Source organism: Streptomyces sp. DS1-CR2, from assembly GCF_055760475.1.
Genome location: NZ_CM147085.1, coordinates 5,847,163 through 5,861,263, shown reverse-complemented (window position 1 = coordinate 5,861,263; position 14,101 = coordinate 5,847,163). Strand labels below are relative to the sequence as shown.

General features: G+C 69.7%; 15 protein-coding genes. 10 read left to right on the top strand and 5 right to left on the bottom strand.

From position 1 onward, the window contains the following. Positions 1-501: 501 nt before the first annotated feature. The gene (locus tag ACY0PA_RS28075; protein WP_473080361.1) at positions 502-1,734 is read right to left on the bottom strand and encodes a damage-control phosphatase ARMT1 family protein; all 1,233 of its coding nucleotides are present in this window, start codon (positions 1,732-1,734) and stop codon (positions 502-504) included. Then, complete coding sequence (locus ACY0PA_RS28070; RefSeq protein WP_473080360.1) at positions 1,721-2,341, bottom strand: TetR/AcrR family transcriptional regulator; 621 nt, start codon at positions 2,339-2,341, stop codon at positions 1,721-1,723. Before ACY0PA_RS28070 ends, ACY0PA_RS28075 begins: the two co-directional genes overlap by 14 nt. Before the next feature lie 190 nt (positions 2,342-2,531). Between ACY0PA_RS28070 and ACY0PA_RS28065 the strand changes: the two genes are divergently transcribed. Together ACY0PA_RS28065 and ACY0PA_RS28060 are read left to right on the top strand one after the other, a co-directional pair. Beyond that, positions 2,532-3,461: a class I SAM-dependent methyltransferase gene (locus ACY0PA_RS28065; RefSeq protein WP_473080359.1), complete on the top strand. Its 930-nt coding sequence runs from the start codon at positions 2,532-2,534 to the stop codon at positions 3,459-3,461. A gap of 42 nt (positions 3,462-3,503) precedes the next feature. Beyond that, positions 3,504-3,869, top strand: coding sequence for a PH domain-containing protein (locus tag ACY0PA_RS28060; RefSeq protein ID WP_326774098.1), 366 nt, complete (start codon positions 3,504-3,506; stop codon positions 3,867-3,869). A 101-nt stretch (positions 3,870-3,970) separates the two neighbouring features. Here ACY0PA_RS28060 and ku read toward each other — a convergent pair whose 3' ends face one another. Beyond that, entirely contained in the window at positions 3,971-5,125 is a 1,155-nt protein-coding gene (ku, locus tag ACY0PA_RS28055) for a non-homologous end joining protein Ku (RefSeq protein WP_473080358.1), read from the bottom strand. 219 nt (positions 5,126-5,344) lie between these two features. Here ku and ligD point away from each other — a divergent pair, with 219 nt between their 5' ends. From ligD to ACY0PA_RS28040, 3 genes are all read left to right on the top strand, one after another. After that, a complete protein-coding gene (gene ligD / locus ACY0PA_RS28050; protein ID WP_473080357.1) occupies positions 5,345-6,229 on the top strand; it encodes a non-homologous end-joining DNA ligase in 885 nt (294 codons plus the stop codon). An 89-nt stretch (positions 6,230-6,318) separates the two neighbouring features. Next, complete coding sequence (locus ACY0PA_RS28045) at positions 6,319-7,221, top strand: ATP-dependent DNA ligase (RefSeq protein ID WP_473080356.1); 903 nt, start codon at positions 6,319-6,321, stop codon at positions 7,219-7,221. A gap of 96 nt (positions 7,222-7,317) precedes the next feature. Next, positions 7,318-7,962 carry a DNA alkylation repair protein gene (locus ACY0PA_RS28040; RefSeq protein WP_473086456.1) on the top strand — a complete coding sequence of 215 codons (645 nt, stop codon included), beginning with the start codon at positions 7,318-7,320 and terminating at the stop codon, positions 7,960-7,962. Between the two features lie 61 nt (positions 7,963-8,023). On the opposite strand, the gene ACY0PA_RS28035 is transcribed toward ACY0PA_RS28040, so the two are convergent. Further along, the gene (locus ACY0PA_RS28035) at positions 8,024-8,827 is read right to left on the bottom strand and encodes an NERD domain-containing protein (protein ID WP_473080355.1); all 804 of its coding nucleotides are present in this window, start codon (positions 8,825-8,827) and stop codon (positions 8,024-8,026) included. Positions 8,828-9,039: 212 nt separating this feature from the next. Between ACY0PA_RS28035 and ACY0PA_RS28030 the strand changes: the two genes are divergently transcribed. From ACY0PA_RS28030 to ACY0PA_RS28010, 5 genes are all read left to right on the top strand, one after another. Next, positions 9,040-9,300 carry a hypothetical protein gene (locus tag ACY0PA_RS28030; RefSeq protein ID WP_473080354.1) on the top strand — a complete coding sequence of 87 codons (261 nt, stop codon included), beginning with the start codon at positions 9,040-9,042 and terminating at the stop codon, positions 9,298-9,300. Between the two features lie 102 nt (positions 9,301-9,402). After that, on the top strand, positions 9,403-9,615 hold the full coding sequence (locus ACY0PA_RS28025) for a hypothetical protein (protein ID WP_473080353.1): 213 nt from the start codon (positions 9,403-9,405) through the stop codon (positions 9,613-9,615). Between the two features lie 145 nt (positions 9,616-9,760). Beyond that, entirely contained in the window at positions 9,761-11,134 is a 1,374-nt protein-coding gene (locus ACY0PA_RS28020) for an FtsW/RodA/SpoVE family cell cycle protein (RefSeq protein ID WP_473086455.1), read from the top strand. After that, positions 11,131-12,597 carry a peptidoglycan D,D-transpeptidase FtsI family protein gene (locus tag ACY0PA_RS28015; protein WP_473080352.1) on the top strand — a complete coding sequence of 489 codons (1,467 nt, stop codon included), beginning with the start codon at positions 11,131-11,133 and terminating at the stop codon, positions 12,595-12,597. The genes ACY0PA_RS28020 and ACY0PA_RS28015 overlap by 4 nt, the downstream gene beginning before the upstream one ends. An 82-nt stretch (positions 12,598-12,679) precedes the next feature. Beyond that, positions 12,680-13,252: a DUF3291 domain-containing protein gene (locus ACY0PA_RS28010; RefSeq protein ID WP_473080351.1), complete on the top strand. Its 573-nt coding sequence runs from the start codon at positions 12,680-12,682 to the stop codon at positions 13,250-13,252. Here ACY0PA_RS28010 and ACY0PA_RS28005 read toward each other — a convergent pair. Next, positions 13,233-14,069 (bottom strand): hypothetical protein, encoded by an 837-nt coding sequence (locus tag ACY0PA_RS28005; protein WP_473080350.1) that lies wholly within the window; start codon positions 14,067-14,069, stop codon positions 13,233-13,235. The genes ACY0PA_RS28010 and ACY0PA_RS28005 overlap by 20 nt on opposite strands. Between the last annotated feature and the right edge of the window lie 32 nt (positions 14,070-14,101).

Here is a 14,101-nt window from a genome sequence, read left to right as displayed (position 1 = left end):
GCGCAGAGCTGCATTACCTATTGCAATGCAATGACTACTTAACGTACATGCGCACGGGATGGACCTTCCGCCAGGCGCCCGTGTGGTGCCTCCCGATCACTCATTCATCCTCTCCAGCAGCGCTTCACACGCGTACGCCGCGAGCCCTCGGTATCCAAAGAGGGAGATCGCACCCGTTGCGGCGCCCGTCTAAGAGGTCGCTTCGCCGAACCCCGTTCGGCGGAGGTTGACAGTTGTGACGTGCTGACATCTACGCCCGACATCAACGACAGCGGAGTCGCACAGCGTGACGGTTTGGATCGACGCATACAGGACTGCCGACGCATGGGTCGCTGACGGGGAGTACTTCGTCTACGGCGAGGCCCAGGACCCCGTCTCGGTAGGCCCCGAGTACGTGCCGCACGCCCTGAGATCAGCCGAACACCAGAGGCCACAGAGCCGGTGAACAGCCGCGCCGACACCCGGCAACAGCCCACCCGAGCATGCGCGGAAAGGGATTCCCTACTTCATCACTTCATCGAGGCTCGCTCCGTTCGCACGCCTGCCGTCGTCACCAGCCCGTACTTGGATCACCGCATGCGTTCCCTTTGTTCGCCAGGATTCGTGTTCCGAATCGTTCAGGGTGTCCTCCGTTTGTTTGTCCAGGCCCACGATCACGTCTGATTTGAGGGTGCGTAGGGCTGCTACGGGGGTGGGGAAGTAGGAGGTGCACGCGGGGAATGGGGTTGTGGAGGGCCGGAGTTGGTCGCCTACCAGGCGGCGGTAGTTCAGGTCGCCCTTCAGGATCGTCAGTGTGGCTTTCTCGAAGTGCTTCCTCAGGTCGCCCGGCATTGCGGCGTACGGCAGTGGGGCGCAGGAGAACGGGTGGGCGAGGAGCCGCAGTTGGCCCGTTGATGTCGCTTGCCATAGGCGTTCGCCCGCGCCACCTGCCTCGCCCGGGGCTTGTTTCAGGTGGCGTAGGGCGTCGATCACGTCCGTGGGGGTCGCGTCGGAGACGTAGTACGGGTGTGGCTTTACGTGGAGGACCACTTGTTCCGCGTGTGCGTGACGGAGGAAGTGGTCGATGAGGAGGAGGTCCGGGACCAGTTCGCGGCCCGCGTTGTCCGCCACCACGTGGACCGTGTTCCCGGCCCCGGGCGGCAGGAGCGACCAGAGGCGCTGCGAGTCGTCCACCAAGAGGGGAGTGGTGGGGGTGGGTGCGTCGGGAGCGGTCGCTGTCAGTTGGAAGCCGAGGTCTGCTCTGTTGCCCCACAGGGACCCGTGGAGCAGCGCCCGGCCCTGGGTTTCCGGCGGTTCCTGCGCCAGGCGGTCCAGAGCCGTCAGTTCCGCCTGCGCCTCCGGGCTCCGTAGCTCCGCCTGTTTGAAGGGGCGGAAGGGGTCGATGCCCTGCCATGCTCCGGCGGAATCGAAGTAGCCGACCGCGTCCAGGAGCCTGCGGTAGAAGTAGCTCTCCGCCCACAGGAACGGCGCGTCGAACCACGACCCGCCCGCGTGCTCGCCGCTCCCCCACTCCTCCCACTGGTCGCGGTCCCGGGCGTCGGCCGGCAGCGGTTCCATCACGCCGGCCGGATCCGTGCTCTCGCTCAGGAGCGCGTCCAGCGCACGCTGCCGCTCCGGGTCGTACGGGAACGCGTCCCGCACCCGCTGGATGAGCGCCGGGTGCCGTTCGCGCAGCACGCTGTACGGAAATGATCCGGGGGCGTTGCTCCGGATGACGTCGTCAACGTTCTCCATGGCTGATTGATCCTCCGGTCGTCGGGCCGAGCAGCATCGTCACCAGTCTCTCCGTCTGCTCCCCCGGGTCCCGTGCCGCGTCTCCCCATGTCGTCATCAACAGGTGGTGGACCGTCCCGACCAGCGCCAGCGCCGTCGCCGTCGTGTCCGTGGCCGGGGAGAGACGGCCACGGTCCACTTCCGCGTCCAAGTACTCAGCGATCGACTGCTGGATCGCGTCGAAGCCCGGGGCGCCCGCCTCCAGGGCCTCGCGGATACGGAGCGACGCCGCCGGGTTCGAGACCGCCAGGCCCGCCGTCGTGGGGTTCAGGGACGTCAGGAGCGCGTATCCGATCGTCTTCAGGTTGGCCGCGACCGTGGACTCGCCCGCGCGGGCCGGAAGGTCCTCCGCCAGGCGCGCTGTGTGGGCGAAGCGGGCCAGGACCAGTTCCGCGACGAGTTCGTCCAGGCCCGCGAAGTGCTTGTGCAGCAGGCCCTTCGCGCAGCCGGCCTCGGTCGTGATCGCCCTGCTCGTCAGGCCCGACGGGCCCTCCCGCGCCAGGATCCGCTCCGCCGCGTCGAAAAGCCGCTCTCTTACGTCGGGGATCGCCACTCCGCGCGGGGACATGCTGCCTGCCTCTTCTCGTCGGGTGCGCCATCGGGTCCGGTCGTCGCGTCCGGCCATCGGGGTCGACTGCCAGGGCCATGCCCGCTCAATGCCCTTGCCATCAGTATGGGCGTGTGCCCATACTTGGTTTGGGCGGACGCCCATTCTACGCCGCCCATCGGCCGGCGCGCCGCCACGAGGGGATTCCGTCATGCCGCACATCGCGAACGTCGATCAGTCCCAGGCCTGGAACGGGTACGAGGGTGAGCACTGGGCCCGTAACCAGGACCGCTGGGACGCCGTGAACGAAGGGTTCAACCAGCCTCTCCTCGACGCCGCCGCAGTCCGGCCCGGCGAGCGGGTCCTCGACATCGGCTGCGGCGCCGGGGCCACCACCCGCCTCGCCGCCCGGCACGCGGGCCCGGACGGGCGGGCGCTGGGGGTCGATCTGTCCGGGCCCATGCTCGCGCGGGCCGAGGAGACCGCTCGGCAAGAAGGGGCGGCCGGGGCCGGGTTCGAGCGGGGCGACGCCCAGATCCATCCCTTCCCCGCCGGGGCCTTCGACGTCGCCATCAGCCGTTTCGGGGTCATGTTCTTCGCCGACCCCGTCGCCGCGTTCGCCAACATCCGGCGCGCCCTCCGGCCGGGCGGGAGGCTGGCGTTCATCTGCGCCGCCGAGCCCGAGCGCAACGACTGGCTCCGGGCCGTCTCCGAGCTGCGCGGCATCCTGCCCGTCGACGACTTCGGGGCGCCGGGCGGGCAGGAGGTTTCGCGCAGCCCAGGGATGTTCTCCCTGGCCGACCCCGACGCCACGCGCGGCGTGCTGTCGGGCGCCGGGTTCGCGGACATCGAGGTGAGGCCCGTGGAGGCGTACGGGCTGTGGGGACGGGACGCCGGTGACGCCGCCGCGTTCCTGCTCGGCTCCGGCCCCGGGCGTCATCTGACCGAACAAGTCGACAGCGGCATACGGGAGTTGGCGCACCGCACCCTCACGAACACCCTGAACGCGTACGAGCACGTCAGCGACGGGGTCGCGGGCAGGGGCAGTGAGGTACGAATGAAGAGCGTCGGATTCCTCGTCACCGCACACAACCCTGAAGAGGTCGCCCACCCCCTGGCCAAGCCCTCACCTACAGTGTGAAGATCCTGTGTCTACGCAGGAGTTCATCATCTGGGGGGCCTCATGGCACTGTTCGGAAACGCTCACACCGTCGACCCCGTCGGCGCGCAGCAGGAGTACGCCAAGCTGTTCGGCCAGGGCGAGCAGGTGCAGGCCGCGTACCTGCTCATCCGCGACACCATCCTCTTCACCGACCGGCGTCTGATCTTCGTCGACAAGCAGGGGATCACCGGCAAGAAGGTGGAGTACCACTCCATCCCCTACCGGAGCATCACGCACTTCGCCGTCGAGACCGCCGGTCACTTCGACCTCGACGGCGAGCTCAAGATCTGGATCTCCGGCACCGCGGCACCCGTCCAGAAGACGTTCAGCAAGGGCGTCGACATCTACGAGGTGCAGGCGATCCTGACGCAGTTCGTGGCCCGGTAAGCAAGACGCGCGGCGGTGGCCCGGCGCCGGCGTCCTCGAACGTACGGCCGCCGCCGGGCCGCCACCACGCAAACCCGCCCACCCCACCCTCCGGACACCCCCTATGACGCCCGCCTGCGTGACGCCGTCTTCTTCGCGGGTGCCTTCTTTGCGGTCGTCTTCTTGGCCGTGGCCTTCGAGGCGCTCGCCTTCGAGCCACTCGCCTTGGACGTGCCGGCCTTGGCCGTACTCGCCTTGGACGTGCTCGCCCTCGAAGTACTCGCCTTGTCCGCGGCCGTCGTCCTCGACGAGGCGGCCGACTTCTTGGCCGTGGTCTTCCTCGCCGTACCGCTCCCGGACGCCGCAGGCTTCGCCTTGGTCGAAGTCGACTTCTTCCCGCCGACCTCCTTCGGTGCCGTACGGGATTTCGGTGCCGTACGGGACTTCAGCGGGGTCACCGGGCTCACCTTCGCCTCCCGCTCCGGTGCCGCCGCGTCGCCGCGGGCTTCCTTGGCCGCCTTGACGCTGCTCTTCAGGGCCGCCATCAGGTCGATGACCTTGCCGCCGCCCTCGGGGGCCGCGGGTGCCTGCACCACGCCCTCGCCGGACGCCTTCGCCTCGATCATCTCCTCGACCGCGGATCGGTAGTCGTCGTGCAGCGACTCCATGTCGACGCCGCCGAGGGTGTCCATCAACGCGTCCGCCAGATCGAGTTCGGCCTCGCGCACGGTCACCTCGGTCTCGGGCGCCGCCTCCTGGGGGGCGCGCACCTCGTCGGGCCACAGCAGACCGTGCATCGCGATCACGTCGTCGACAACGCGCAGCATGCCGAGCCGCTCCCGCCCGCGCAGGGCGAACTTGGCGATGGCGACCTTCTTGTTCCGCTTGAGCGCCTCGCGCAGCAGGGTGTAGGGCTTCGCCGCGGGGACGCCGTTCGCGGAGAGGTAGTAAGCGGCGTCCATCTGGAGGGGGTCGATCCGGTCGCCGGGGACGAACGCCACGATCTCGATGGTCCGCGCGGTCGGGATCGGCAGGGAGGCCAGGTCCTCCTCCGTGATGGGGATGATCGCGCCGTCCGCGGCCTCGTACCCCTTGCCGATCTCCGCCGACGTGACTTCCTTCTCCTCCAGCTCGCAGAACTTGCGGTAGCGGATGCGGCCGCCGTCCTCCAGATGGATCTGCCGGAAGGAGATCGAGTGGCTCTCGGTGGCGTTGACCAGCTTGATCGGGATGCTGACCAGGCCGAAGGAGATGGCGCCGTTCCATATGGATCGCACGGTGTCCCTCTCTGCGTAGTGCTCTGCCTCTGCGTGGTGCTCTGCCGTGTGCCCCGCGTAATGCCCTGCCGCGTGGCCCTGCTCTGCGCGCTGCCGTAGCCGAGGCGCGCTGCCGTAGCCGAGCCCGTCGGCCACCCCGCCGTCACCGCGGCCGAAGCCGAAGCCGGCACCGCAGCCCTTTGGAATAGCTCGTCACGATTTCCGTGGGATTCTCATCGTATGACGCCCATCACAGAGGTGGAGGGGCGGCGGCTCGCGCTCAGCAACCTCGACAAGGTGCTGTACCCGGCGACCGGGTTCACCAAGGGCGAGCTGCTGCACTACTACGCGACGGTCGCCGGGTCCCTGCTCGCGCACCTGCACGACCGGCCCGTGTCCTTTCTGCGCTACCCGGACGGGCCGGAGGGCCAGCGGTTCTTCACCAAGAACGTGCCGCCGGGCACGCCGGAGTGGGTGCGGACGGCGGACGTGCCGCATTCGAGGAGCGCCCCGTCCCGCCAGGTCCTCGTACAGGATCTGGCGTCACTCATGTGGGCGGCCAATCTGGTGACGGAGTTCCATACGCCGCAGTGGCAGGCGGACGCGCCCGGACAGGCCGACCGGCTGATCCTGGACCTGGATCCCGGGGAACCGGCGGACGTGGTGGAGTGCTGCGCGGTCGCGCTCTGGCTTCAGGAGCGGCTGCGCGCGGACGGGCTTCACTCGTACGTGAAGACCTCCGGTTCCAAGGGGCTGCACATGCTCGTGCCGCTGGAACCGACGCCGTCCGATCGGGTGAGCGCCTACGCGAAAACCCTCGCGGTGGAGGCGGAGGCCGAGCATCCGGAGCTGGTCGTCCACCGCATGACCCGCAGCCTGCGCCCCGGCAAGGTCTTCGTCGACTTCAGCCAGAACGCAGCCGCGAAGACGACAGCGACCCCGTACACACTGCGCGCCCGCCCGGAGCCGACCGTGTCGGCGCCGGTGACGTGGGAGGAGGTCGAGGCCTGCACGGACGCGCGGGATCTGACGTTCCTGGCCGACGACATCGCGCCGCGCCTCGAGACGTACGGGGACCTGCTCGGCCCCCTGATCAACCTGAACCGCGCGGGGCGTGTGCCGTGAGCGGCGCGCCGGGGCTGTCCCGGTGACAGTCCGACGCGAGGCGCGAGCCTCTCCTCACCCGCGAGACCGGCCGGGCAGACCCTGTCGGAATGGATGAAAACGAGCCGACCGTGGCCCTACGCCCGCCGGTCGACGTCATGCGTCCCCAGGCTGTGGACGAAATCCCGGAACAGACAGGCACGCCGGAGAGCCTCCAGTACTCGCTCAAACTCGACGGATTCCGCGCCCTGGCCTTCATCCTCGAGGGCGGCCGGGTCTTCCTGCAGTCACGCTCTCAAAGGGACCTGGCCCCGGAGTTTCCCGAAATTGCCGCATATCTCGGAGAGCATCTGCCCGTCGGAACCGTACTGGACGGCGAATTGTGCGCCTATCGCGACGGGCGCCTGAGCTTCACCGATCTCCTCCGGTCCCACGCCGACCGCGCGCGATCGGGCATCCCGGTGTCCTACGTGGCGTTCGACATCCTCGCCGTCCCGGGCCGCGATGTCAGGGCCCTGCCCCTGAGGGAGCGCTGGGAACTGCTCGGCGCGGCGCTGCAAGACGTCGACCCACCCCTGCAACGAGTACTGGCAACGCTCGACGAGGAAACCGCGCGCATCTGGTTTCGCGACATAAGGGCTGCCGGCGTCGAAGGAATCGTGGTGAAAGGACTGCGCTCGACCTATCGGGCAGGAGGAACCCAGGCATGGAGAAAGATCAGGCATGCGGATACGACGGACGGGGAACTCCTCGGAGTCTTCGGCCCGTTGGACAGACCACAGGCACTTCTCGTACAACTCCCCGATGATCGAACGGTGAAGACGTCGCCCCGCTTGACCCCGACGCAGTCACGGCAGATCGGCACCTTGCTGCATGGCCGCCTGGAGCACCTGACGGACCACCCGGAACACGGTCCGGTGCGGATGCTCACAACCCCCCTCCTCATCGAGCTGCGCCAAGCGGCCGGACGCCACGAGACCGTCCGCTTCGTGCGCGTGCGGTCCGACGGATGAGATGTCAGTCCTTCGTCGTACGGTGAAATCTCACGCACGGACGGGAGGGCCGAGGTGGCCGAGAAGACGCTGACCGGGACGACGGTCGCCGAGGTGATGGCCGAGCTGGCCGAACTCGAGGACCCGAAGGCACGCGCCGTGAACGAGAAGCACGGCGACGATCACGGCGTGAACCTCGGCAAGCTGCGCGCGCTCGCGAAGCGGCTGAAAACGCAGCAGGAACTCGCGAGCGGGCTCTGGGAAACCGGCGACACCGCGGCAAGGCTCCTCGCCCTCCTCATCTGCCGCCCGAAGGCGTTCCGGCGGGACGAGCTGGACGCCATGGTGCGAGGGGCGCGCACGCCCAAGGTGCACGACTGGCTCGTGAACTACGTGGTGAAGAAGAACCCGCACGCCGAAGAGCTGCGTCTGGCCTGGTCGGCCGACCCGGATCCGGTGGTCGCGAGCGCCGGCTGGGCGCTGACCACGGAACGCGTGGCGAAAAGGCCGGAGGGGCTCGACCTCTCAGGACTCCTCGACGTCATCGAGGCGGAGATGAAGGACGCCCCGGACCGCCTGCAGTGGGCGATGAACCACTGCCTGGCCCAGATCGGGATCGACCACGCCGACCTCCGCACCCGGGCCATCGACATCGGCGAGCGCCTGCAGGTACTCAAGGACTACCCGACGTCCCCGGGCTGCACGTCCCCGTTCGCCCCGGTCTGGATCACCGAGATAGTGCGCCGCCGGCAAGCCCGGTAGCCAGTAGAGAGACCTGCGCTCAGGCGGCCCTGACCTCAGCCCTCCCAGCCCTGCGCCGGCCTCAGACCCGCAGCCACGTATGGCGGTCGCGGGCCATGGCGTGCAGGGCCTCGACGTCGGCCGGTTTCAGGACGCCGCCCGTGCGCGCCAGTGACTGGAGTTCGGTGTCAAGGACGATGCGTACGTCCCGTGGGGGTGCCGCTACCTCCACCGTCGTGGCGCCCGCGACGGCCAGGACCGGGCGGACCTCGGCGGTCAGGGCGAAGGACGCACGGGAGGCGTCCGCGCGGACGCGGCGCAGCAGCGGGTGCGGCTCCGAGCGGCCGGTCATGACCATCGGGTCGGCGACGCGGACGCGCTGTTTGCGGGCCGGAAGCGTGTGCAGCGCGTAGAGGCCGCCGGGCCCGATCAGGAGGTGGTGGATGCGGGCGCCGCCGGGCAGCGGCACGGAGTGCAGCGCGCGCCAGCCCGTCCGCTCGAACGCGTCGAGTGCTCCGCCGACGCACTGCTCGGCCTCCAGGGCCCGGCGCCGCGGGTCGCCGCGCAGCCGCCGTGGCGGCCCCGGATCCCGGTCGACGGCGATCTGGAGGGCCTCGCCGGGCCGGTTCGGCGCGAGGTCGTCGTCCGGGTGGAGGGCGAGCCTGGCCAGTTCGACGGGGGTGGGCACGGGGGGCGGACCCACGGTGACCTGGCCGGTCAGGAAGGGCCCGAGGACGTCGAGCACGGCGTCCCGGCGGGCCTCGCTGATCAGATTGACGCGGCCGGCCTCACGGTCGTACCAGGCGACGTTCCTGCCGTCGTCGCCACAGACATAGAGCCGCTCCCGACCGTGACGCCAGGTCGGTATGACGCGCAGACCGCTCATGCACCATCACCCCACGACCATGGGAACAGCCCCGGAGCCGCAGGGCAATATGCCGTCCCGCCCCTCGGCGACACCACCGCCCGCAGAGTTTCGGCCCCCTGTTACACAGCTGCCGAATTGCCGTGATGAGGGGTCTTTACGGTGATGAGGTCAGCGTTTACGCCACCTGGTGGAGCACACCGCACCGGGAGTAGAGCATGAGGAGACGTTCCGTGAGCACCACCCGTCGAGCGTGCCTGCTGGCCCGCGGCACCTTCGTCGCCGCCGTTCTCGGCGGCGCGATCCTGGTCCCGACGGCCGCGTTCGCGCACGCCGAGCCCGACAACGCGGCGACTCCCGCCGCGGCGAGCTCACCGGAGCACGGCACACCCGACTCGAACCCGCTGTTCCTGGCGGCGGGCGGCGGCATGGCTGCGGCGGGCGCGGGGGGACTCGCCTTCTCGATCTACCGGCGCGGGCGCACGGACGGCTGACGGTTCGAGGTGCGCATGGTCCCGCGGGTCAACAAAAAGGACTTCCTCACCCATAAGGTGTCAGTGGAGTGACCGACCGGCACGCGGACAGACAGGAGTGCAGTGAATTCAAGGCGCACCTGTACCGCGGCGACCGCCGTGACGGCGTCGGTACTGCTGCTCGCGGGGTGCGGCGACGCGGGCGAGCTGCGCAGCGCGGGTCCGACGTCCACGGCGATGGGACCCGCCCGGCTCTGGCCCACACTGCCGCCGGCGTCCGCCGCGGCCGACGACTACGGCTCGGGCAAGACCGACGGATCAGCGGCGGGGACCTGAACGCGCGGGTGGGTGATCCGAGGACGAGGAATCCGGCCAGGCCGCCGGACACACACCCAGTCAGATTAAAGAGACATAGCGGGATTTCCCGGCTGTAGCTTGTTACGTTCCCGCCATGACCGGACCGACGGGATCAACGGGACCCATGGGCCCGGCAGGCACGAAAGCCGCCGTCAGCCCTCCCGCGGTCCCCGCTGTCCGCCTCCCGCGGCGCCGTGGCACCGAACTCGTCCTGATCGTCCTGGCGGTCCTGCTCAGCGTCTACGGCTACTGCGACGTAGGACTCGCCAAGAACGGCTCCGTACCGCCCGGCGCCGCGGGTTACGGCGCCGGGCTCGGCGTGCTCGCGCTCGTGGCGCACGGCGCGATCCGCCTGCGCGCCCCGTGCGCGGACCCGCTCCTGCTGCCCATCGGCGTGCTGCTCAACGGCCTCGGCCTGGTCCTGATCTACCGGCTCGACCTGGAGACGCCCGACGACCAGGCGGCGCCGATCCAGCTCATCTGGTCCACACTGGGCGTGGCCCTGTTCATCGCGGTCGTGGTCCTCGTGCGCGACCACCGGGTTCTCCAGCGGTACGCGTATCTGTCGGCCGTCGTCGCGCTGTTCCTGATGGTCCTGCCGATCCTCTTCCCGGCGGTGAACGGCGCCCGTATCTGGCTCAGGATCAGCGGATTCTCCATCCAGCCGGGCGAGTTCGCCAAGGTGCTGCTCGCGATCTTCTTCGCCAGCTATCTCGCGGCGAACCGCAACGCGCTCTCGTACACGGGCAAGAAGATCTGGCGCTTCCAGTTCCCCACGATGCGGGTCTTCGCGCCGATCCTGGTCTTCTGGCTGATCAGCGTGGGCGTCCTGGTCCTGGAGCGTGACCTCGGGACCTCACTGCTGTTCTTCGGCCTCTTCATCGTGATGCTGTACGTGGCGACGGGCCGCGGCAGCTGGATCGCGATCGGGCTGCTCCTCGCGGCGGGCGGCGCGGTCTTCGTCGGCGCGCTCGAACCGCATGTGAACAGCCGCGTCCACGACTGGCTGCACCCGTTCGCCTCGATCGACGCGGGTCAGGGGCCCGGCCAGCTCGCGCAGTCCCTGTTCGCGTTCGCGGCGGGCGGCATGCTCGGCGAGGGGCTCGGGGCGGGGCACTCGATCCTCATCGGGTTCGCCGCGAAGTCGGACTTCATCCTGGCGACCGCGGGCGAGGAGCTGGGGCTTGTCGGTCTGACGGCGATCTTCCTGCTGTACGGGCTGCTCGTGGAGCGTGGCTACCGGGCGGGGCTCGCGCTGCGCGACCCGTTCGGCCGGCTCCTCGCGATCGGTATCGCGTCGATCGTCGCGCTCCAGGTGTTCGTGATCGCGGGCGGGGTGATGGGCCTGATCCCGCTGACCGGCATGGCGATGCCGTTCCTCGCGCAGGGCGGCTCGTCCGTCGTCACCAACTGGATCATCGTGGCGCTGCTCGTACGGATCAGCGACTCCGCGCGGGGCCAGCTCCTGTCCGACAAGGCGCTGGAGGCGCATCGGTGACCCGTTACATCCGCCGGGCCGCGGTCCTCTGTCTGGTGCTGCTCGTCGCGCTGCTGGTCAACGCGGCCCGCGTGCAGATCCTCGAGGCGGACTCCCTCGACGACAACCCGGCCAACCGCCGCAACACGATCGCGCGTTACCACCAGGCGCGCGGCAACATCCTCGTCGACGGCAAGGCGGTCACCGGGTCCAAGGATTCCGGCCAGCAGCTCCGCTACGAACGGACGTACAAGTACGGCCCGTTGTACGCGCCGGTGACCGGGTACGCGTCCCAGATGTACGGCACCTCGCTGCTGGAGAACGCCGAGGACGACATCCTCTCCGGCACGGACCCGCTGCTCGCCCCGCTCCCCCTGTTCAACGACCTGACGCGCTCGCAGCAGCCGGGCGGCAAGGTGGCGACCACGATCAACGGGGCGGCGCAGAAGGCGGCGTACTCCGGTCTGGCCGGGCGCCGGGGCGCGGTCGCGGCGCTCGATCCGGCGACCGGGGCGATCCTCGCCCTGGTGAGCAGCCCCTCGTACGATCCGGGAAAGATCGCCGGGACGGATTCGGCGACGGTGTCGGCGTGGACGCGCCTGAACCGCGCACCGAGTCAGCCGTTGCTCAACCGGGCGATCCGGCAGACGTATCCGCCGGGCTCGACCTTCAAGATCGTCACCGCGGCGGCGGCCCTCGACGCGGGCATCGTGACGGATGTGGACGAGCCGACACAGACGCCCAGCCCCTGGGTCCTGCCGGACACGTCGACCTTGCTGCGCAACGAGGCGCGCGGCTGCGAGGACGCGTCGCTCGCGGACGCGATCCGGGTCTCCTGCAACACGGTGATGGCGAAGCTCGGTGTCCAGGTCGGGCTGAAGGGGATGGTGTCGGCGGCACGGCGGTTCGGTTTCGACGACGCGGGGGTGGGGATCCCGTCGAGCGTCTCGCGGAGCAACTTCGACACGGACATGGACCGTTCGCAGCTGGCGCTGTCGTCCATCGGCCAGTTCAACACGACGGCGACACCGCTGCAGATGGCGATGGTGTCGGCCGCCGTCGTCAACGGCGGCGTCCTGATGGCGCCGCATCTGGTGGACAGGACGACGGACGACGACGGGAACACCCTCGCACAGGCCGGTGCGAAGACGTACCGGCAGGCGATGAACCCGGCCACGGCGACGCAGCTCCAGGACATGATGCTGGACGCCGTGGAGGACGGCACGGGCTCGAACGCGCAGATCCCCGGTGTGATGGTGGGCGGCAAGACCGGCACGGCGCAGCACGGCGTGGGCAACAAGGGCACCCCGTACGCGTGGTTCATCTCCTGGGCGCGGTCCCCGGAGCCGGGCAGCCCGGAGGTCGCCGTCGCGGTGGTCGTCGAGGACGCGTCGGCGAACCGTACGGACATCAGCGGCGGCGGCAGCGCGGCGCCGATCGCACGGAACGTGATGGAGGCCGTACTCAACTCGTCCGACCGATAAGAGTAATTGGGCGATTGGCCCCCGATACCGACGGGTGAAATGGCCCGCCACGGCGACGCGTCCGCTGCCTATCGTGCAGTCCATGACTGACTACGGGACTGCGCATACGACGGAAAACGGGACTCGCCACGAACTCGCCCAGGTGAACATCGGCCGCCTCACCGCGCCGCTCGACTCGGAGCAGCTGAGGGACTTCGCGGAGGGACTCGATCCGGTGAACGCCGTCGCCGACGCGTCGGACGGGTTCGTGTGGCGTCTCGAGGGGGACAGCGGTGACGCGACGGACATCCGGATCTTCGGCGACGCGTGGCTGCTGGTGAACATGCCGGTGTGGCGGGACACGAACGCGCTGACCGCGTTCATGTACCAGGGCCGGCACCGTGAACTCCTCGCGCGGCGCCGGGAGTTCTTCGAGCGTCTCGACGAGGCGGTGACCGCTCTGTGGTGGGTGCCTGCCGGGCACCGGCCCACCGTCGAGGAGGCGGAGGATCGCCTGGTCCATCTGCGGACGCACGGCCCGACGCCGTACGCGTTCAATCTGCGTACGTCGTTCCCGGCGGCCGACGCCGGCCCCGAGCCGGAGCCGGCGTCGGACCCGGAGCCGGCGTCGGACCCGGAGCCGGAGCCGGAGTCCGTCAGCCGATCGGCTTCCTGATCTCCGAACGGATCTTCGCCGCGGTCGCGGCCGCCGCGTCGAGGTCCACCTCGGAGGGGGCCTGAAGGGCGATCTCGGGGGTGATCTCGGCGACGGTGGCGCCGGTGTTCGCGTCGGCCCAGGCGCACATCGGGATGGTCGCCTGCTGCTTGGTGAGCACCTGGCAGGTGATGGTGACGTCGGAGCCGGCCGGCTTGAAGTCCTTGGCGGGCACGGCGACTTCGGCGCCGTCGCTCTTGGCGGCGCCCTGCATCATGTTCTTGCGGGCCAGGTCGGTGTTCTTGAACCGGCCGTACATGCCGGAGATCACCACACCCGCGTTCTTCTTGGCGAGGTCGGTCGCGGCGTACTGGCCGACCGCCGCCTTGGTGTCGCGTGCGTCCCAGGCGCCGTCCGCCTCGTCCTCGATCTCCTTGCCCTGGGTGCCGGACAGGTCCTCGGTGAGGGTGTACCTCCCGTCGAGAACGGTCTGCGGGACGGTCAGCTTGTACTCGGCCTCCGGGAAGCTCTTGTCGACCTCCGAGCCGAGCATGGCGACCGCGACGATGCCGATGACGACGACGCCGAGCGCGCCGCCGACGATGCCGAGAATCATCCCGACCCGCCGCTTCTTGGGCGGCGGGCCCATGGGGGCTCCGCCCCATCCGGGGTAAGGGGCACCGCCCGGGTAGGGCTGCTGGGCGTACGGACCGGGCTGGCCCGGCCGGCCGTACGGGCCGGGCTGCTGCGGCGGACCGTAGGGGCCGGGCCGGCCGTAGGGCGCGACCGGGGGCTGCTGGCCGTACGGGCCGGGCTGGGGTGGCTGAGGCGTGGACACGTCAGCAAAATACTCCATGCGGGTGACACACC

Coding starts and splice junctions, on each gene's coding strand:
- ACY0PA_RS28060 (WP_326774098.1), top strand. CDS start 3,504: ATGGCACTGTTCGGAAACGCTCACACCGTCGACCCCGTCGGCGCGCAG.
- ACY0PA_RS28065 (WP_473080359.1), top strand. CDS start 2,532: ATGCCGCACATCGCGAACGTCGATCAGTCCCAGGCCTGGAACGGGTAC.
- ACY0PA_RS28020 (WP_473086455.1), top strand. CDS start 9,761: ATGGGCCCGGCAGGCACGAAAGCCGCCGTCAGCCCTCCCGCGGTCCCC.
- ACY0PA_RS28045 (WP_473080356.1), top strand. CDS start 6,319: ATGGATGAAAACGAGCCGACCGTGGCCCTACGCCCGCCGGTCGACGTC.
- ACY0PA_RS28010 (WP_473080351.1), top strand. CDS start 12,680: ATGACTGACTACGGGACTGCGCATACGACGGAAAACGGGACTCGCCAC.
- ACY0PA_RS28040 (WP_473086456.1), top strand. CDS start 7,318: ATGGCCGAGCTGGCCGAACTCGAGGACCCGAAGGCACGCGCCGTGAAC.
- ACY0PA_RS28070 (WP_473080360.1), bottom strand. CDS start 2,341: ATGTCCCCGCGCGGAGTGGCGATCCCCGACGTAAGAGAGCGGCTTTTC.
- ACY0PA_RS28075 (WP_473080361.1), bottom strand. CDS start 1,734: ATGGAGAACGTTGACGACGTCATCCGGAGCAACGCCCCCGGATCATTT.
- ligD (WP_473080357.1), top strand. CDS start 5,345: ATGACGCCCATCACAGAGGTGGAGGGGCGGCGGCTCGCGCTCAGCAAC.
- ACY0PA_RS28035 (WP_473080355.1), bottom strand. CDS start 8,827: ATGAGCGGTCTGCGCGTCATACCGACCTGGCGTCACGGTCGGGAGCGG.